General features: G+C 64.8%; 17 protein-coding genes and 1 pseudogene. 9 read left to right on the top strand and 9 right to left on the bottom strand.

Annotated elements, in window-relative coordinates:
- The first annotated feature begins 111 nt into the window (after nucleotides 1-111).
- The 3 genes and pseudogenes from mug to AC1D3B_RS07585 all read left to right on the top strand — a co-directional run.
- Complete coding sequence (gene mug, locus AC1D3B_RS07575; RefSeq protein ID WP_478190051.1) at nucleotides 112-756, top strand: G/U mismatch-specific DNA glycosylase; 645 nt, start codon at nucleotides 112-114, stop codon at nucleotides 754-756.
- A gap of 22 nt (nucleotides 757-778) precedes the next feature.
- Nucleotides 779-1,018, top strand: coding sequence for a hypothetical protein (locus tag AC1D3B_RS07580; protein WP_478190052.1), 240 nt, complete (start codon nucleotides 779-781; stop codon nucleotides 1,016-1,018).
- A 90-nt stretch (nucleotides 1,019-1,108) separates the two neighbouring features.
- A pseudogene (locus tag AC1D3B_RS07585) lies at nucleotides 1,109-1,408 on the top strand (class I SAM-dependent methyltransferase); the annotation flags it as partial.
- A gap of 286 nt (nucleotides 1,409-1,694) precedes the next feature.
- On the opposite strand, the gene tehA reads toward AC1D3B_RS07585, so the two are convergent.
- The 7 genes from tehA to AC1D3B_RS07620 all read right to left on the bottom strand — a co-directional run bounded on the left by tehA (nucleotide 1,695) and on the right by AC1D3B_RS07620 (nucleotide 10,038).
- Nucleotides 1,695-2,717, bottom strand: coding sequence for a dicarboxylate transporter/tellurite-resistance protein TehA (tehA, locus tag AC1D3B_RS07590; protein WP_478190053.1), 1,023 nt, complete (start codon nucleotides 2,715-2,717; stop codon nucleotides 1,695-1,697).
- A complete protein-coding gene (gene mctP / locus AC1D3B_RS07595; RefSeq protein ID WP_478190054.1) occupies nucleotides 2,714-4,213 on the bottom strand; it encodes a monocarboxylate uptake permease MctP in 1,500 nt (499 codons plus the stop codon). Before mctP ends, tehA begins: the two co-directional genes overlap by 4 nt.
- Entirely contained in the window at nucleotides 4,213-4,392 is a 180-nt protein-coding gene (locus tag AC1D3B_RS07600) for a DUF3311 domain-containing protein (protein ID WP_478190055.1), read from the bottom strand. Before AC1D3B_RS07600 ends, mctP begins: the two co-directional genes overlap by 1 nt.
- A gap of 339 nt (nucleotides 4,393-4,731) precedes the next feature.
- Complete coding sequence (locus AC1D3B_RS07605; protein WP_478190364.1) at nucleotides 4,732-5,727, bottom strand: SLAC1 anion channel family protein; 996 nt, start codon at nucleotides 5,725-5,727, stop codon at nucleotides 4,732-4,734.
- Between the two features lie 290 nt (nucleotides 5,728-6,017).
- Nucleotides 6,018-7,391: a c-type cytochrome gene (locus AC1D3B_RS07610; protein ID WP_478190056.1), complete on the bottom strand. Its 1,374-nt coding sequence runs from the start codon at nucleotides 7,389-7,391 to the stop codon at nucleotides 6,018-6,020.
- Nucleotides 7,388-9,568, bottom strand: coding sequence for a xanthine dehydrogenase family protein molybdopterin-binding subunit (locus AC1D3B_RS07615; protein ID WP_478190057.1), 2,181 nt, complete (start codon nucleotides 9,566-9,568; stop codon nucleotides 7,388-7,390). Before AC1D3B_RS07615 ends, AC1D3B_RS07610 begins: the two co-directional genes overlap by 4 nt.
- The gene (locus AC1D3B_RS07620) at nucleotides 9,565-10,038 is read right to left on the bottom strand and encodes a (2Fe-2S)-binding protein (protein ID WP_478190058.1); all 474 of its coding nucleotides are present in this window, start codon (nucleotides 10,036-10,038) and stop codon (nucleotides 9,565-9,567) included. The genes AC1D3B_RS07615 and AC1D3B_RS07620 overlap by 4 nt, the downstream gene beginning before the upstream one ends.
- A gap of 197 nt (nucleotides 10,039-10,235) precedes the next feature.
- Between AC1D3B_RS07620 and AC1D3B_RS07625 the strand changes: the two genes are divergently transcribed.
- Together AC1D3B_RS07625 and AC1D3B_RS07630 are read left to right on the top strand one after the other, a co-directional pair.
- Complete coding sequence (locus AC1D3B_RS07625) at nucleotides 10,236-10,712, top strand: hypothetical protein (RefSeq protein WP_478190059.1); 477 nt, start codon at nucleotides 10,236-10,238, stop codon at nucleotides 10,710-10,712.
- Between the two features lie 123 nt (nucleotides 10,713-10,835).
- On the top strand, nucleotides 10,836-11,636 hold the full coding sequence (locus AC1D3B_RS07630; RefSeq protein ID WP_478190060.1) for a response regulator: 801 nt from the start codon (nucleotides 10,836-10,838) through the stop codon (nucleotides 11,634-11,636).
- A gap of 51 nt (nucleotides 11,637-11,687) precedes the next feature.
- On the opposite strand, the gene AC1D3B_RS07635 is transcribed toward AC1D3B_RS07630, so the two are convergent.
- Nucleotides 11,688-12,740, bottom strand: a complete 1,053-nt coding sequence (locus tag AC1D3B_RS07635) for a GlxA family transcriptional regulator (protein ID WP_478190365.1) — start codon at nucleotides 12,738-12,740, stop codon at nucleotides 11,688-11,690.
- 282 nt (nucleotides 12,741-13,022) lie between these two features.
- Nucleotides 13,023-14,789, bottom strand: a complete 1,767-nt coding sequence (locus AC1D3B_RS07640; RefSeq protein WP_478190061.1) for an MOSC domain-containing protein — start codon at nucleotides 14,787-14,789, stop codon at nucleotides 13,023-13,025.
- A 207-nt stretch (nucleotides 14,790-14,996) separates the two neighbouring features.
- Here AC1D3B_RS07640 and AC1D3B_RS07645 point away from each other — a divergent pair, with 207 nt between their 5' ends.
- The 4 genes from AC1D3B_RS07645 (at nucleotide 14,997) to AC1D3B_RS07660 (ending at nucleotide 17,966) form a co-directional block, all read left to right on the top strand.
- Nucleotides 14,997-15,479, top strand: a complete 483-nt coding sequence (locus AC1D3B_RS07645) for a hypothetical protein (protein WP_478190062.1) — start codon at nucleotides 14,997-14,999, stop codon at nucleotides 15,477-15,479.
- A gap of 91 nt (nucleotides 15,480-15,570) precedes the next feature.
- Nucleotides 15,571-16,620 carry an alpha/beta fold hydrolase gene (locus tag AC1D3B_RS07650; RefSeq protein ID WP_478190063.1) on the top strand — a complete coding sequence of 350 codons (1,050 nt, stop codon included), beginning with the start codon at nucleotides 15,571-15,573 and terminating at the stop codon, nucleotides 16,618-16,620.
- Between the two features lie 94 nt (nucleotides 16,621-16,714).
- Nucleotides 16,715-17,581, top strand: coding sequence for a sensor histidine kinase (locus tag AC1D3B_RS07655; protein ID WP_478190064.1), 867 nt, complete (start codon nucleotides 16,715-16,717; stop codon nucleotides 17,579-17,581).
- A gap of 10 nt (nucleotides 17,582-17,591) precedes the next feature.
- Nucleotides 17,592-17,966: a response regulator transcription factor gene (locus tag AC1D3B_RS07660; protein ID WP_478190065.1), complete on the top strand. Its 375-nt coding sequence runs from the start codon at nucleotides 17,592-17,594 to the stop codon at nucleotides 17,964-17,966.
- Nucleotides 17,967-17,994: the final 28 nt, after the last annotated feature.

Consider the following 17,994-nt stretch of genomic DNA (forward strand, 5'->3'; position numbering starts at 1 on the left):
CGGGTCCGACGAGCGCATCGGAAAGAAGACTCTAGACGGCATCGAAGGGGCGGGAAGGCCAATGTCGTTCCGATTTGGGCCAATTCATTCGTGGCCGAAAGTCAATGCGGAATGGCTCAAGACAACGGCAGGTGTCGAGATGGCAATGCGTTGACTCTCCTAGACTCCAAATCGAGTGATCCGATGAGTCTTCAACCACCTTCGAATTTGCAATGTCGCGCGGCCGATTCTTCCGCGCAAGGTCTGCCGGACGTATTGGCTTCCGGACTCGACATCGTCTTCTGCGGCATCAATCCGGGCATTCGGGCGGTGGTGTCCGGTCATCATTTCGACGGCAGAGGCAATCGCTTCTGGCGCGTCATGCATCTGGCCGGATTCACGCCCACACTCATGACGCCCCAGCAGGATCGCCTGATGATCGGCCTGGGCTACGGCCTCACGACGGTCGTCGATCGATGCACTTCGCGCGCCAGTGACCTTGCAACTCGTGAGTTCCTCGCCGCAGCCGACGGATTTACCGCAAGGATCAGGGCATGCGGGCCGCATCGCCTCGCATTCCTCGGAAAAGCCGCCTATGCCGTCATAACGGGCCAGAAGCAGATTGCGTGGGGCCGCCAGTCGACCCGCTTTGCAGGCAGTGAAGCATGGATTCTTCCCAATCCGAGCGGACTCAATCGCGCGTTCTCACTTGACGATCTCGTCGTCGCTTACCGCACGCTGCGCGATGCGAATGCGGCCGCCGGCGCGATCGAATGACAACACGATCATGGAATCTTCAATGCAAAGTCAATTCGCCGGTGCGACATCCGGAACTCACCGCGTCGTCGCCGATCTTCTTCGGCAAGCGTCGATCACCATCGATGGCGCGAAGCCCTGGGACATCCAGCTCAAGCGTCCCGGCGTCCCCGAACGCGCACTCGCGCAGGGCAACTGGGATTGGGCGAAGCGTACGTCGACGGAGACTGGGAGGCCAGGCAACTGGACGAGTTCTTCGCCCGCATTCTCGGGACCCGGTTGACCAACCACATCCGGCCGTTGCGCCTGCTGGGACACGCGCTCGCCGCCAGGCATGCGACTGCTCGACATCGGCTGCGGCTGGGGCGGGTTGATGGCTTACGCCGCCGAGCACTACGGCGTCGAAGCCGTCGGCGTGAGCATCTCCCAGGAACAGGTTGCATGGGCCAGGGAGCGCCGTGCGGGCCTGCCGCTGGAGTTCCGCCTGCAGGACTATCTCGAAGTCGACGAGCCATTCGACGCCATCGCCAGCATCGGAATGTTCGAGCACATGGGGCGCAGGAATCACCGGCACTATATGGAAGTGGCGCACCGCTGCCTCCGCGCGGACGGACTCTTCCTGCTGCATACCATTGGCAAGAACCAGCGCAAGTCCTCGCCCGACCCCTGGATCGACAAGTACAACTTTCCCAATGGCGACCTGCCATCGATCGGTCAGATCGGTGACGCGGTCGATTCCTCTTCGTCGTGGAGGACCTGCACAACTTCGGCGCCGACGACAAGACACTCTTGGCCTGGCATCAGAACTTCGAGGCGGCGTGGCCGCGTTTCAAGGAGCGTCTTGGCGATCGCTTCTATCGCACGTGGCGGTACTAACTGCTGTCCTGCGCAGGCGCGTTCCGGGCGCGGGACATTCAGCTCTGGCAGTGGGTCCTGTCCAAGACTGGCGTTCCAGGCGGCTATCGCCGGGAGCGGATCTGAAGCGCCTCCTGTGTCGAAGGCTCGGCCCGTCCTTCCACGGGAGCGGCGGGCGCAGGTGACTGCAAGAGTCTTCCGTCCACCAGGAGACGCAGAGTGCAAACGACCAGGAAGGCGATGACCAGGTTGGCGGCGATGAAGAGAATCGGCGCGGCCCAAGTCATGGGTCCTGTGTCCCCTCGCTCGACCATCCGCATGGCCATCGTGGGCAACGCGGTGACGCCGAAGGAGAAGGACCAGTACCCCGCCGAGAAGGAGGACTGGCGAATCCACACCGAGAGTCGAGACAGCAGCGCGGCCTGGTACAGGCCGTAGCCGAACAGCATGTGCGCGGCAATGTCCGGCGTTCCGGTGGTCAGGCTCAGGTACGCGAGCCCGCCGACGACCGGTGGCGCCAGTTGGACGCCCAATGCCGGTCGCAGGCCGACGGGAATGGGGTCCCGCGTTCCAGCGCGTGACTGCACGAGCGATTCGGTGGCCAGCCACGAAAGCACGCCGCAGCCGAAGAGCAGGGCACCGATTTGCGACCAGCCCAGCGCCGCGGCACCACTGGCCGCGACGAAGCTCTGGCCTACGGTCGGCAAGTAGAGGGCCGGCGTCACGAAGTCGGCACCCTGTCCGCCTTGCCACACCTTTCCGAGGAGCCATGTCCCCAGGGCGAATTGCGCCACGATCGAAACGCCGAGGAGGGCGGTACCCGCTGGACGAGACACCTGGAGGATCTGGCCTGACGCCAGCATCGTGGAGATCAACACCAGCGAAACGAATGAGGACTGCACCGGGTCCCGAAATTCCTTTAGGGCCTCGGCCCGGTACCGGAACCACTTGTACGCATAGAGCAGCAGAAGCGCCAGCCAGGTCAACCCGCCGAAGATTGCGATTCCACTCCCCACGGCCGGGGGCAGATTCCAGATCCTCGCGCCGGCATTCCAGGCGCCCGCGAGCCCCAGGATGCCAACGGGCATCCCGAAGAGCGACACGGCGATCGCCGGTCGCGGGCTCATGCCGTCGCTTCGAGGGCCGAACGCGAGCCCTTGCTGCCCAGGAGCAATTGCACCGCCGCAGCGACCGCGATGTTCAGTGCCAGTGCCGTGATGCCCGTGTACAGCGTGTAGCCACTGCCATCGATCACGAAGGTATGGACCGGTTTGATGCCATCCGAGAATGCAAGCCAGCTGCCACCGACCAGTCCGACAAGCCAACCGCACAGCAAGGCGGGCGCCCGGAACCACTTGAAGAACAGTCCGAAGACCACTGCCGGGAACGTCTGCAGGATCCAGAGTCCGCCGAGCAGCTGGAGGTCGAGAGCGAACTGGGTCGGCAGGAACAGGATGCACACCAGCGCACCGACCTTGACCACCAGCGACACGATCTTCGCCACCTGCGCCTCGCCGGCCGGCGTCACGTCCGGTCTGACGTAGGCCTTCCAGAAGTTGCGGGTGAACAGATTGGCGGCACCGATCGACATCACGGCGGCGGGCACCAGTGCGCCGATGGCAATCGCGGCGAAGGCAAAGCCGGCGAACCATGGCGGGAAGAGCGCGTTGAACAGCGCCGGCACTACGTCGTTGTTGCTCTTGACGGTGAGGTGGGCGGCATGGGCCATGTAGCCCAGCAGCGCGATCAATCCCAGCAGCACGGTATAGGCCGGCAGGAACACCGCGTTCTTGCGGATCGTGTTGGCACTCCGGGCCGCGAAGATCCCGGTTAGCGTATGCGGATACATGAACGCGGCGAGCGCCGAGCCGATGGCGAGCGTGGCGTAGGGCAGCATCTGGGAAGGCTTGAGGATCAGGCCCGTCGCGCCGCCCTTGGCGGCGAACGCGTCCCCCGCGGCCTGGAACACTTGCGCGTATCCGCCCAGCCTGCCCGGGACGAGCACCACCGCCACGAAGACCACCACGTAGATCATCAAGTCCTTGACGAAGGCGATCAGCGCAGGCGCTCGCAATCCTGCCTTGTAGGTGTAGAGCGCAAGGATGACGAAGGCCGCCGCGAGCGGAAGTTCTCCGGTCAGTCCGAGCGCCTTGATCACCACCTCCATGCCGACGAGCTGCAGCGCGATGTAGGGCATCGTGGCCACCACGCCCGTCACCGCGACAGCCAACTCAAGATGCCGCGACCCGTAGCGGCCATAGACGACATCGGCGGCCGTCACGTGGCCGGCCTTGTGTGCGGCGTGCCAGAGTTTCGGCATCACGACAAACACGATCGGGTAGACCAGAATCGTGTAGGGCAACGCGAAGAAGCCATAGGCGCCGACCGCATACACGAGCGCGGGCACCGCGATCACGGTGTAGGCGGTGTAGAAGTCGCCCCCCACCAGGAACCACGTGATCCACGTGCCGAAGTTCCGCCCGCCAAGCCCCCATTCGTCGAGATGCGCGTCCTTTTGCGCACCGCCGGTCTGCCATTTGGAAGCGACGAATCCGAGCACCGTGACCAGCACGAAGAAGAACACGAAGACCGCCAGAGCGGTCCAATGAATCTGGCCGTCCATCATTCATCCTTCGCGTCGTACTGGTGCCTGTAGACCATCCAGATCAGCAGCGCGGTGACCGGTACCCATACGAGCTGGTACCAGTAGAAGAGTGGAAATCCGAACAGCGATGGAAGTTCAGCGTTGTAGAGCTGGACCCACAGCAGGCCGATGAATGGAAGCAGCAGCAGAGCTCGCATGGTGTGTCAGCGCCGGGGAATGGACTTGGGGGTGGCGGCTTTCACCTGATCCAGGCAGCTGCAGTTCCCGACTTGATCCCATTCGCTGAATGTCTCGACATTCGGCTTCGGGGCGCCTTGCTCTGCGACCGTGCGGGCTGCTTGAATTTCATCGCCGTCATTGGCATCGACGGGACCGGGAAGGGGGACGGAGGACGTGGTCATAGGGTTCATGGAGTGAATGCCGGACGGCAGCGAGTCCGAGCCATCGAACTTCAGTCTAGGTGCGCCCCACCTTCAGCGGATCGTCGAAACAGGCATGTTTGGGACAAACATCATCCGTTTCGAGTCACGCCCTTTTCAGCGCCCACCGAGCAGCTTCCCGTTGAGCAGGATATGGATCGTGCGCAGCAGCAGGACCGCGATCAGTACGCTCAGGAACGCCAGCAGCACGACGGCCAGCCCTGTCAGCGCCAGGGAGCCGGCCTGCTCCGCGTACCGAAGCGCCGCATTGGTCAGGGCAGCCAGCGGGAAGCTCAACGCCCACCATCCGGCCGCGAACGGAATGCTTCGCCTGAACACCTTGAAAACCAGCGAGAAGAAGATGAACAGGCCGAAGTAGAAGAGCATCGCCGCGAACGCATCGATCCGCTGAAAAAAGCTCGTGTAGGCAAGGAAGCCCACTTCGAAGGGCGCCATCAGGATCATCAGGGACGGCACCATCTCGTTCGCGAGCTTCTCGTGATGGTGGATCAGCCGGGACATGATCATCGTGAAGAAGAGCAGCGCGATCATCGTGCCCACGGCCATTGCGAACAGGTTGACCTCCCTTGCCCAAGCTATCGGCATCGCGCTGCCCGTCACGGCGATGTCCAGCGTTGCCACGCCAGGAATCAACCAGGCCGGCAGCGCGTGGCCCGCATCGACCTTGCCTCGCAGCAGCCGGCTCAGGATCGTGAAGGCCAGCGCAATCGTCGACACCGCGCCGATGCACCACAGGACCTCCGACGCGACCGCACTCACCGGCGCCACAACCGATGAAACGAGCAGCGTGGCGATGGTTGCCGTCCCGAAGAAGTTGCCCGCGATCGGGTGCCGGAACTCGTGGCGTACGGCTTGCGGGTGGACGATGGCCTTGACTGCATAGGCGATGCACAGCAGGACGAAGATCGCCACGGCAAGGCATCCGATCGCCCCGTCGATGAGCGGACTCGTGCCGAACTGATGGCCCGCCTGCCGCCAGGCCGAGGTCAGGCCCGAGATGCCCATTACGGAGGCGAAGAGGTTGACGGGTAAATGCTGGATGGATGCCTGCCGCGGATTCCCCGCTGGGCTCAGCGTGTGCGTGGTGCTGATACTGACTCCGTTGATTGACGCTCGCGAGTCGACAGCGCGGTCCTTGTCAGGGTCCGCTCATCGCGACTCGACCATGGGGAAGAAGCGACTGCTGCTCGCGAAGCACGGTGGCAGCAAGCGCCTCGTCATGAAGAATGCCGTCACTGCGCGCCCCCTGGGGCGACGCGCGGCAACCGCATTCAAAGTCTATGTGCTGCGCCCTTTGAGAACTCCAGGCCACGGTCGGATTTGGGCCATTGGATGACCGTTCCTGGCCATGCGGAGCAACCAGAAGCAGGACCGGCGCTTGGTCAATGCGCGGTCTGACGCCGCAATGCGGCTACATCCCGCTCGTTGAGAAATGAGGGGCTGCCGCCGAATCGCGCCGTGACGTAGTTCGACACGGCGGCGATCTCGGCATCCGAGAAGCCATTGCCGAAGGATGGCATCGACACGGCGTCGGGCGGCGTCCGTTGGATGCCCGAAAGTATGGCCTGCGCGACGTTGGTCGCTCCTGGATCGTTCACGGACCTCGCACCGGTCAGCGTTGCGTAGGGGGAGAGCGTGCCTGCACCGCTCCAGCCATGGCAACTCGCGCACGCGCCTGCAAACAAGGACTTGCCGCGAGCGTTGTCGAACGGGCCGCCATCCTTGTGCGATTCGGGTGCGAGTCTCGCGAGTGTCGGCCGCGCGTCGGGGTCCACTGCCGCTGGCACGCTGCGGAGGTAGACAACGAGGGCCTGGAGGTCGTCCGGCGACAGGTGGCTGAAGCTCTCGTCGACGGCCTCGGCCATGGGGCCGGCAGCGCTGCCACGGCCGGGGGCGTGACCGCTGGAAAGGTACGACAGCAGTTCCTCGCTGCTCCAGGCACCGACACCCGTCGCGGGATCGGCGCTCACGTTGTGGGCTTTCCACCCCCCCACCAGGGCGCCTCCAAACTTCAATCGATTGTTCAGCGCCAGGGCCTTGTTGCGCGGCGTGTGGCATTCGCCGCAATGCGCCAGTGCCTCCGCGAGATAGGCACCCCGGTTCCATTCGTCGCTGCGCGAGATGCGCGCTTCGAAGTGCCTTTCGGTACCGAACAGGAACGCCCAGGCACCGAGCGTCCAGCGTAGGTCGAAAGGGAAGCCGAGCGTGTTGTCGGGCGCCGGCGCGTCAACCGGCTTCAGCGTGAATAGATAGGCCTTGATGGCGAGGACGTCGGCGTCGGTCATGTAGGCGTAGGACGTGAACGGCATGGCCGGATAGAGCCGAGCACCGTCCTTCCGCACGCCGCGGCGCACCGCCGCGAGGAACTGGCCATCCGAGTAGCCACCGATGCCGGTCTTCTCGTCGCGCGTGATGTTGGTGGAATACAGGGTGCCGAAGGGCAGCGCGAACGCGAGCCCTCCCGCGAAGGCCTGACCGTCGCGCGCCGTGTGGCAGACCGCGCAGTCGGCGGCGCGCGCAAGGTATTCACCGCGCTGCACCACGGTCGCCTGTACCAGCGAGGCAGGCACGCCCGTCGGGTCGGCACCGCGATAGTCGGTCACGGCCACGGTGCCGCCGCCCGCAAAGTCCATAGGTCCGGGCTGGATCAGCAGCCAGGCAGCGACGAGCACGATAGCGATCAGCACGACGGAAACGCCGATCGCGGCGCGAGAGGCGAGGCCGCGCGACAGAGGGCGGCGGTCGCGCGCGGTCATGCCGACGTCCGGACCGCGAGCAGCTTGCGATCGATCGGCATGCTTCGAAGCGCGACGCCGGTCGCCGCGAAAATGGCGTTGCGCAGTGCCGGCGCCGATGCGGTGGTGCCGGTCTCGCCGATCCCGCCGGGCGCCTCGCCGCTCTTCACGACGTGCACGTCGATCTTCGGCGTCTGGTCGATGCGCATCATGCGGTAGTCGTGGAAGTTCGATTGCGCGATGCGGCCGTTCGTGACGGTGATCTCGCCGTAGAGCGCAGCCGTGAGGCCGAAGATCAGGCCGCCCTGCAGTTGCGCCACGACCTGGTCCGGGTGCACGGCGATACCGGTATCGACGACCGTGTTCACGCGACGCACGTCGACCTCACCTTGCTCGTCGACCTCGGCTTCGACCACCGTCGCAATGAAGCTCCCGAACGACGGCTGCACGCAGACGCCGCGGCCCACCCGCTTCGCGAGCGGACCGCCCCATCCGGATCTTGCGGCGACGAGATCGAGGGCCGCTCGCAGTCGCGGTGTCTTGCCCAGCATGCCGCGCCGGAAGGCGACCGGGTCCACGCCGGCCTTTGTCGCGAGCTCGTCCACAAAGCACTCGATCGCGAAGACGTTGTTGTTGGCTCCGACACCGCGCCAGAAGCCGGTGCGGACGGCCTTGGGTTCGGACCTCACGTATTCGACCTGGAAGTTCGGGATGTCGTAGGGCATGTCGACCGCGCTGTCCACGGCGTCCCTGTCGATGCCGTTCTTGTATTGCGAGGGGAGCCTGCGCGCGATCACCGCCGAACCGCAGATCTTGTACTTGAAGCTGTCGATCCTGCCGTTCGACAGCGTCGCCGCAACGACGTCGCGGTACATCGGACGAAAGATGTCGTGACGCACATCCTCCTCGCGTGTCCACACCACTTTCACTGGCGTGTCCGCCAGTTGCTGTGCCACGCGGACGGCAACGAGCGCCATGTCGACTTCCAGGCGTCGCCCGAAGCCACCGCCAAGCAGATGGTTGCGGACCACGACCTTCTCGGGCGGCATCCGGAGGAGATCGACCACTCCCTGATGGACCTGCCCCATGACCTGCGTTCCGAGCCAGATGCGGCATTCGCCCGCCTGGAGGTGCACGGTGCAGTTGACCGGCTCCATCGGGGCATGGGCAAGCAACGGAAGTTCGTAGGCCGCCTCGATGCGCTCGCCCGCGGACAAGCCCTTGCGCACATCTCCGACGGTCTTGGCGACGATGCCGTCCATCGTGCTCGCGAGCCGAAGTTCCTCCCACATCTGGCGCGAGGAGGTCTGGCCGTTCGGACCGTCGTCCCATTCGATCTCGAGCGCGTCCAGCCCTGTCTTCGCGGCCCACCAGTAGTCGCCTACGACTGCAACCATGTCGTCCAGCACGATGACCTTGCGTACCCCCGGGACGCGCAAGGCCGCGCCGTCGTCGACATGGCGGACTCTGCCGCCGAGGACCGGACTCTGCACCACCGTGGCGAACTTCATGCCCGGCAACATGACGTCGATGCCGTAGACCGTCTTGCCGTCGACCTTGTCGGGTGTGTCCAGGCGCTTGACGGGCTGGCCGATCAACCTGAATTGCGCGGGATCTTTGAGCACGACATTCATTGCGGGCGGCATGCTGGCCGCCGCCTCTACCAACTCCCCATAGCCGAGCCGACGTCCAGTGGCGGCATGCGTCACCACGCCGTTCGATGTCGTGCACTCGGCCGCACTCGTGCTCCATCGCGCGGCGGCGGCCCGCACGAGCGTCGCCCTCGCCGCCGCACCGGCGCTGCGAAGCGGCCGCCAGAAGGCGCGGACGGAGCATGAGTTTCCCGTGATCTGGATACCGAGGATCGGATTGGCGTAGAGCTTGTTGTCGGGTGGCGCGTGTTCGAGCACCACGCGCGAGAAGTCCGCGTCGAGCTCCTCGGCGAGGAGCATCGCGATCGAGGTGTAGACGCCCTGCCCCATCTCGACCTGCGGCATCACGAGCGTCGTCGTGCCCCTACGGTCGATCCTGATGAAGGCGTTGGGCGCGAACTGCCCATGGACCTCGTCGTCCGTCCGGGACGGTCCGTCGGAAGCAAACGTCGGCAGGTGAAAGGCAAGCAAGAAGCCGCCCGCGGAAGCGTCCTTCAGCAGCGCACGCCGTGAGAGCCCGGCGGCACCCTGGATCTCGGCAGTCACGACACTGCCTTCTGCTCCGAAGCCGCCCGCTTGATGGCTTCGCGTATGCGCACGTAAGTGCCGCAACGACAGATGTTTCCCGCCATGGCGGCGTCGATGTCCGCGTCATCCGGATGCGGTGTCGTCTGCAGCAGGGCCGTGGCCGACATGATCTGACCCGGCTGGCAGTAGCCACACTGCATCACCTCCAGATCAAGCCATGCGCGTTGGACCCTGGCTCCGACTTCGGTCTGTCCCACGGCCTCGATCGTCGTGACGGCCCTGTCGCGGATGGCACCGATGCGCAGTTGGCAGGAACGAACGGCACGACCGTCGAGGTGAACCGTACAGGCCCCGCATTGGGCAATGCCACATCCGAATTTCGTGCCGTTCATGCGGAGCACATCGCGCAGAACCCACAGCAGCGGCACGTCGCCGGGGACATCGACGCTCCTCGTTTCACCATTGACGGACAGACTTTGAGTTGCCATGAGCGGCCCCGATCGAGTGAGTTGATCAGGAGCTTAGGACCGAGCGCGTGCGCTGCCATCCCGCCCGTGACGTACGTTCGCCATGGTCTTCGTATGCACCGGATGTCCTGTCATCGGTCGGATGCGGGCGCCGCGCAGTGCCCGTACGCTCGATGCAAGCGGCTCGAGGTAAGCCGACACGCACCCAGGAGCCCATGATGATGTCATCGAAGGAAATCCGGACACTGCTGATCGCGTTCCTGGCAGTGTCCGCGACGGCGGCTTCAGCCCAACTGACCCGAGCCGAAGTGGACGCGCAACGACGCGCGGCGCAAGGTCAACTCGGCGTGTTGCTCGGCGAAGACAGCGGCTCGATGTATATCGCTTCGCACTTCCGCTCGTGGGAATCCCGCGACAAAGTGAAGACCGACCTCGCTGAAGCGATCAAGGCGGGGACGCTGACCGTCTTGATCCGGGGTGACAGCGGTTCGGTCTACCTCTCGCGTCATCAGGTTCTGCACACGCCGCGCGCCGAGGTGAGATCCGCCCTCGCAACGGCGGAGAAGAACCGCACCCTTGACGATACGCACGGGGAAGACAGCGGCTCCATTGCACTGTCGCGCTACCGTCACACTTCCGAAGCACGCCCAACTTCGCTTGAATGGTCAAGGTCAAGCGCATCGAGCACGTTTTGAGTCCAACGGCCGATACCAAAGTGCCATCGACGCGGGCGTATGAGTCGGTGCACCATGGGCCATGCAACATCGGCGAAGCTCTCATCGACCGAGGCCCCAGAGATGACCTGAGTGCGACCGCTCGTGTCAGTGATCGACGACGATCAGTCGGTCAGCGAGTCCCTGCCTGATCTGCTGAAGGCGTTCGGGTTCTCCGTCCGGGCGTTTGCCTCGGCAGAAGACTTTCTGGCTTCCGATTGCCCGACCGAGACCCGCTGCGTGCTATTGGATATCGCGATGCCTGGCATGACCGGCCCCGAACTCCAGGATCTGCTGGGGCAGCGACTCCCGATAGTCTTCATTACCGCGCATGCAGATGACGCCACGCGTTCACGTGTCATCAGTGCGGGTGCCGTGGATTGCCTGCTCAAGCCCTTCACTGAGGATTCTCTTCTCAAGGCGCTCAATACGGCGACTGGCAGAGCCAACGCGGCATCGCCCGACTCGCCCTTATCGGTGCGGCCAGACTGCCATTCCCGAATGCACACCGAGTTCACGAACGGCCACAAGGGACCAGAGACGCGCTGTTCCAGTGGCGATCCGCCGCCGTCGAAGTGGATCGCGGAAGACGATTTCGCCGTTGCCGCAGATGCCCTGCCCGGTCTTGTCTGGACCGCGCGACCCGACGGGACCTTGAGCTTCGTCAATCGGCGCTGGCTGGAGTATGCCGGCATCGATTGGCCGGATCCGTCGGTGGTCTGGCACCTGCTATCCCATCCCAACCCACCGGACGTCAAGGCTGCGCTCGAAACGGTGCGACGTTCCATTCGCGACAGCCATCGCGCGAGTGACGTGATCAAGCGCTTGCGCGCTCTTCTCGATCAATGCTCGCAGTCAACAAGATCGCACAGCGTTGAAGCCCGGGCGAGACACGATGGACCGTGACATACGACAGCGGAACGGAACGCGCCCGCTGGCCGCCCGCTCATCTGGCGACTACTGAGGCGCGACGGGCATGGAATGAGCGCCGAGGGCACCTCGCGCTCCGGCGACCATCGACAGATCGAAGGACGCTTCCTGCGGCTCCCCGACCTCATTGTTCCGAAAGCGCTGGCGGTACTCCCGAGGGGTCGTATCGAGCCTTCGTGCAAAGATGACTCGCATGTGATTGGCGCTGTGGAACCCGCATCGAAACGCCACGGTCTTCAGCGGCAGGTCGGTTTCCTCCAGCAGCTTGCGCGAAAAGTCGACACGCACCTGCTCCACGAAGGCGGAAGGCGTCATGCTGGCGTCCTTCGCAAAGATGCGCGAGAAGGTCCGTCGACTGACCGCGACGGCATCCGCCAACTGCTCGATGGAAAGCTGCTCGCTGATGTGGTCCGTGACATAGCGCAGCACCTTCGCGACGATGGTCTCTTCCTTCGGACCCACCGCGAGATACGGGCTGTACTGCGACTGGCCGCCGTCGCGACGGATGTAGACGATCAGCTGCTTGGCGATGCGCAGCGCCAGCTCGTGGCCCCAGTCCTCGGTCACGAGGGCCAGGCAGAGGTCGACACCCGCCGTGACCCCCGCGCAGGTGAACAGGCTGCCGTCGCGGACGAAGATCTTGTCCGGCCGGACGCGAGCCCTTGGAAACTGGGCGGCGAGGCGATCGACGTGATGCCAATGGGCGGTGACGTCCTTGCCATTCAGCAATCCGGCATGACCCAGCGGAAAAGCGCCGTTGCAGACAGATCCGTAGCGCCGAGATCCCTCCGCCTTCGCGCTCAACCACTGCAGGAAGCTGGGCGCAGGCCGCAGCTCCGGGAGCTTGGGGCCGCCTGCGACGAGAAGGAGGTCTGGCTGGTCTTCGTACTGCAGGTAGTCGGTCTCGACCTTGAGCTCCAATCCGTTCGCGCACCGGACGCCCCCGGAATGCATGCCCACCAGGGTGACCTGATAGTGCTGTTCGGGCTCCAGGAAATTGTTTGCCTCGGCGAAAACGTCCATGGGTCCCGCGACGTCCAGCGCCTGCACCCCGTCAAACACGACGATGGCCACCTTCATGATCTGATCTTCCTTCTCGCGGCGAGACTCGACAGTACGGCACCAGCTTCCCTTGCCGAACCATTCGCCGAAGGATGGCATCAGTGGCGCGAATCCCCTCGCGATCGAGCAGGTCATGTGCCCGCCCTCGGTCGCAGAAGTTCGATTGCTATCTCGCCGTGAATTTGAGTATCCCTCATGTCCGACTCCTGTGCTTCCATGTGGACAAGGGATCAAACCAGACGCGCAACCTCCAGTCGATTGGACGATGGTATTTGCGATACCAACGTATGAGCGCGGGCTTCAGATGTCGATCACGACATCGCCCTGCGGCGCCGCGCAGCAGATGAGGACATTGCCTTCCGCTGGCGGATCGAGCGGATCGGGCGCATAGGCGACCGAGCCGGAGATCAATCCACTCTCGCAGTTGTGGCACACGCCGGTGCGGCACGACCAGCGGACGGGCACGTCGCAGGCTTCCGCGAGTTCAAGCAGGCTGTGCTCCAACACGGGCCGCCAGCGCACCGTAATGCCACTGCGCGCGAAGGACACCAGAGGCCCCGTGCCCGACGCGCCTGTCGGCAGATGCGGCGCACGCACGGGGCCGGCGAGCACGCCGGGCGTCAGCGAAGGGCCGCCGGAGAACACCTCGGAATGGATGCGATCCGCGGGCACGCCCCAGGCGGCCAGGCCCGCCGTCACCTCGCCGAGAAAGCCCGAAGGCCCGCAGAGATAGAAGTCCGCGTCCCGCGGGACGCGCAGTGCATCGAAGGCCGAGACCGCAAGACGACCTGTCGCGTCGAAGTCCCGACCCTCGTGATCGTCGGCGTCGGGCCGGCTGTACCAGATGCGAGTTCGCCCGCGAGCCAGCACGCCGAGAAGTTGTCGCACCTCCCTGGCGAAGGAATGCGACTTGCCATTGCGTGCGTTGTGCAGCCACCAGATTTCCCGGGGCGATGCGCTTGCCGCCAGGGCATGCAGCATGGACAGTACCGGCGTCGCGCCGATTCCCGCGCTGAGAAGCACCACCGGCCCATCGCCGGTTTGCAAGGTGAAGGCACCTCTCGGCTCGCTGACATCGAGGGTGTCGCCCATTCGAGCGCTGCCCTCCAGGTAGCGCCCCGCTGCGCCGTGGGGCTCCACCTTGACGCTGATGCGGTAGCGTTCGTCGGACAGCGGACCGGACAGCGAATAGCTCCGGAAGATCAACGGTTCGTCCGGCCCCCGACGCAAACGGAGGACGACGAACTGGCCAGGAAGTGGCACCGTGAGTCGCGTTCCGTCCCCCGGTTCGAGCGACAGGGAGACCACGTCCTCGCATTCATGGATGATCTGCGCGACGCGCAGCGGTCGAAAGCCCGGAGCGGCGGTGCGCGCGGCTGCGGCGGGCATCAGGCCGGCGTTGCCCGTCGCGTCCGGATGCGCGTCCCGGCTTCGGAGCAAAGCCTCGAACGACCCTCGCCAGCCCGGCGACAGCGCAGGGATCCGCAGTGCCCGTTCGAGCTGCTCGCGGGGATGGTCGCTGGTGTAGAGCAATGCATTGACCTCGGCGACCGTCAAGCCCTCCGGTCCTCGCGCGATGGGCAGGATCTCGTCGCCGGCACAGACCTCGCCTTCCTCGATGACGCGCAGGTAGAAGCCCGGCCGCCCGCTCGAAGTCAGCAGCGCCGCCATCTGGGGCTCGTTCGTTCGAATCCCGACGCGGTAGCAGGTGACCCGGGGCTGGGTCACTTCGAACGTCGCCGTTCCGATCCGGTAGCGGTCGCCGATGCAGACCTGGTCGTCCGGCAAGCCCTCGATGGTGAAGTTCTCGCCGAACTGGCCGTGTGTGAAATCGCTGCGAGCCAGACGCTGTTCCCAGTAGCGATAGGACTCGACCTGATAGACGAAGACCGCCCGCTGCTCGCCGCCATGACCACCGAGATCGCCCTGGCCGTCGCCATCGACATTGAGCCGCCGGACGCGGCGACGACCTGCCACGGGTTCTTTCCAGATGCCGGTGCGCACAGTCCTTCCGCGCCATTCGATGTCGCGGGGAAGTCCAACGCAGACGGTGAGCAAACGGGCCATGGATGGGTCTCAGGATTTCGCATCCGAATGATGCACGCGCGGCGTCGATGACACCACACCTGGTGGGTCGCGTCGACTGGACGATGGTGTTGCCCCGCCATCGTCCATGCGGCCGCCGCACAGGCGACACCATCGTGCAATGGAAAGGCCCGTTGCATTCTGATGTGATGCGTCCTGTTCCTTGTCGAAGTATCGATGGAGGTGATCGTGAGCAATGACTTGACGCTGGTCCGACCGGAAATCGAAGGCCGCGCGTGTTCCCGGCGAACACCGCCAGGGTGGCGCGAGCGGCAGGTCAACGGCGAGTTCATCGCCATGACGCGCGCGTTCCGGCGAACGGGCGGCATGAGCCATGGCGACGACATCGCAAGACGCCTGGGCCGACATGCCGACCAACCGATCTCCATCGTGGCCCGGTGGATCGTGAACAAGGAGGCGTTGGCAATCGCATGGAATCACCAGACGATGCTCCCCCTCTTTCAGTTCGATCCACGCAGCATGGCCTTGCGCCCCGACGTCTCCGTGATTCTCAGCGAACTGTCGGATGTGTTCGACAACTGGGGCTGCGCGCTGTGGTTCGCGCAATCCAACGCCTGGCTTGCCGACCAGCTGCCTGTCGATCTGGTGGAGACCCGTGCGCGCGAGGTTCTCGATGCGGCGCGACTCGATCGGTTCATCGCGCGCGGCTGAGGATTCAGCGGCCGGCCGACACCATCGTGCAATAGACCGAACACCGAGTGTCTGGTGTGATTCGGCCCCGCAGAGTCTCAAGGAGTTTTCCATGTCCGTCCCACCCAACCTACCCCGCCGGTCGTTTCTGGGAACTGCGGCGATCGGTGTCGCGGCCTCCCAGCTCGTCGCGAGCATGCCCGCCTTTGCGCAGTCCGCCTCTCCGGCCAGTCTTGCGAGCATACGCCGCGCCTCGCCGCAGAAGCGGCTCGAGCCACTCAAGAGCATCGATGCCGGCTCGCTCAATGTGGGCTACTTCGAAGCCGGCCCCGCCAGTGGCCCACCCGTGATCCTTCTGCACGGCTGGCCGTACGACATCCACACCTATGTCGACGTGGCCCCGATGCTGGCCGCGGCCGGCTACCGCGTGATCGTTCCGCACCTGCGCGGCTACGGAACCACCCGCTTCCTTTCCAGCGACACGGTTCGCAACGGCCAGCAGGCCGTTGTCGCCGTCGACATCATCGCCCTGATGGATGCGCTGAAGATCGACAAGGCCACGGTGGCCGGCTGCGATTGGGGTGCGCGCACGGCCTGCATCATGGCCGCGCTATGGCCCGCGCGCGTGAACGCGCTGGTGTCGGTCAGCGGCTACCTGATCGGCAGTCAGGAGGCCGGCAAGATCCCGTTGCCGCCGCAGGCCGAGTTGCAGTGGTGGTACCAGTACTACTTCGCCACGGAGCGCGGCCGGGCCGGCTACGAGAAGAACCGGCACGATTTCGCCAAGCTGATCTGGCAGATCGCCTCGCCGAAATGGGCCTTCGACGACGCCACCTTCGAGCGCAGCGCGCAGGCGCTCGACAACCCCGATCACGTAAGCATCGTGATCCACAACTACCGCTGGCGGCTCGGCCTGGCGGAGGGCGAGGCGAAGTATTCCGAGTTCGAAGCGAAGTTGGCGAAAGCGCCGGTCATCACCGTGCCGACCATCACGCTCGAAGGCGATGCCAACGGCGCTCCGCACCCGGAGCCCAGTGCGTACGCGAAGAAGTTCTCGGGCCCCTACGAGCATCGGCTCGTCAAGGGCGGCATCGGCCACAACCTGCCTCAGGAAGCGCCTGAGGCCTTTGCGGCAGCCGTGGCCGACGTATCGCACCTCTGAATCCGGGCCCCCTTCGACCAACACCAAAGTGTCATAGACGTCTGCACAGGAATGGCGCATTCTCCTGACCCGGAGACGTCACGAAGGAGCCGGAATGCGGCACGAGCTCTATCGCATGGTCGATGCCTTTCCAGGGTGGGCATGGACGGCGCGCGTTGACGGAATCGTGGCGGCCGACGAGATCGGCGCATCGCTCCCGGACGATGCGCTCGCCAAAGTCCGCACCGAACTGGCGCACAGGGCCCGGATCGCATGCTTGCGCACGCTGACCGAGTCGATCGCGCACGAAGTCAACCAGCCATTGACGGGCGTCGTCACCAACGCCAGCACCTGCCTGCGGATGCTGGCCGCCGATCCGGCGAACATCGAGGGTGCGCGCGAGACCGCGCGGCGCATCATTCGCGACGGCCATCGGGCTTCCGATGTGATCGTGCGATTGCTCTCGCTGTTCGCCACCATCGAGCCTACGGCCGAGCAGGTGGACCTGAACGAAGCGACGCGTGAGGTGATTGCCCTGTCGCTGAACGAGTTCCATCGCAGCCGCGTGATCCCGCGGCCCGACCTGGCGGACGACCTGCCGCGCGTCACGGGCGATCGGGTGGAGCTTCAGCAAGTCATTCTCAACCTGCTGCTGAACGCATCGGATGCGATGAGCGGCGTCCATGACCGTCCGAGGAAGCTGGTGATCCGGACCGCCCGCGACGACGGCGACCGCGTGCGGCTCACCGTTCAGGATGCAGGCGTCGGGCTCGACCCGCAGGACGTGGACAGGCTCTTCGATGCGTTCTACACGACCAAGGTCGATGCCATGGGCATCGGCCTGTCCGTCAGCCGCGCCATCATCGAGCGCCATCAGGGGCGCCTGTGGGCATCGGCCAATGACGGTCCTGGCGCCACGTTCTCGTTCTCCATTCCCCTGGCGCCGGACGATGCGGCGCGCGCGGAAGCGGCGCCCGCATGAGAATGCCGCCATGGAAGGTGTCCCTCCGCTCATTTCGGTCGTCGACGACGACGAATCCGTGCGCGAGTCGCTGCCCGACCTGCTCCGGGAATGCGGCTATGCCGTCGAGGCATTCGCGTCGGCAGAGCAGTTCATTGCGTCCACCTTCATCGGCCGGACCCGCTGCCTCATCCTCGACATCGCGATGCCGGGCATGTCCGGCCCCGAGCTCAAGGCGGAACTGGAGGATCGAGGGCACGACATCCCGATCATCTTCATCACCGCCAAGTCCCACGACACCCTTCGTGAGCGTCTGCTCGCACAAGGGGCCGTCGAATGCCTCTTCAAGCCTTTCAGCGAGAGCGATCTTCTCGACGCGCTCCGTGCTGCACTTCCGGTGCGCTGAGCGCACCAGACCATGAACCGAGGTGACC

The organism is Variovorax sp. P5_A3, from assembly GCF_056400665.1.

Bases quoted from the DNA above. Each gene is read 5' to 3' on its own strand.
- mug (WP_478190051.1), top strand. From the start codon at position 112: ATGGCTCAAGACAACGGCAGGTGTCGAGATGGCAATGCGTTGACTCTC.
- AC1D3B_RS07580 (WP_478190052.1), top strand. From the start codon at position 779: ATGCAAAGTCAATTCGCCGGTGCGACATCCGGAACTCACCGCGTCGTC.
- tehA (WP_478190053.1), bottom strand. From the start codon at position 2,717: ATGAGCCCGCGACCGGCGATCGCCGTGTCGCTCTTCGGGATGCCCGTT.
- mctP (WP_478190054.1), bottom strand. From the start codon at position 4,213: ATGGACGGCCAGATTCATTGGACCGCTCTGGCGGTCTTCGTGTTCTTC.
- AC1D3B_RS07600 (WP_478190055.1), bottom strand. From the start codon at position 4,392: ATGCGAGCTCTGCTGCTGCTTCCATTCATCGGCCTGCTGTGGGTCCAG.
- AC1D3B_RS07610 (WP_478190056.1), bottom strand. From the start codon at position 7,391: ATGACCGCGCGCGACCGCCGCCCTCTGTCGCGCGGCCTCGCCTCTCGC.
- AC1D3B_RS07620 (WP_478190058.1), bottom strand. From the start codon at position 10,038: ATGGCAACTCAAAGTCTGTCCGTCAATGGTGAAACGAGGAGCGTCGAT.
- AC1D3B_RS07625 (WP_478190059.1), top strand. From the start codon at position 10,236: ATGATGTCATCGAAGGAAATCCGGACACTGCTGATCGCGTTCCTGGCA.
- AC1D3B_RS07635 (WP_478190365.1), bottom strand. From the start codon at position 12,740: ATGAAGGTGGCCATCGTCGTGTTTGACGGGGTGCAGGCGCTGGACGTC.
- AC1D3B_RS07640 (WP_478190061.1), bottom strand. From the start codon at position 14,789: ATGGCCCGTTTGCTCACCGTCTGCGTTGGACTTCCCCGCGACATCGAA.
- AC1D3B_RS07650 (WP_478190063.1), top strand. From the start codon at position 15,571: ATGTCCGTCCCACCCAACCTACCCCGCCGGTCGTTTCTGGGAACTGCG.
- AC1D3B_RS07655 (WP_478190064.1), top strand. From the start codon at position 16,715: ATGCGGCACGAGCTCTATCGCATGGTCGATGCCTTTCCAGGGTGGGCA.
- AC1D3B_RS07660 (WP_478190065.1), top strand. From the start codon at position 17,592: ATGGAAGGTGTCCCTCCGCTCATTTCGGTCGTCGACGACGACGAATCC.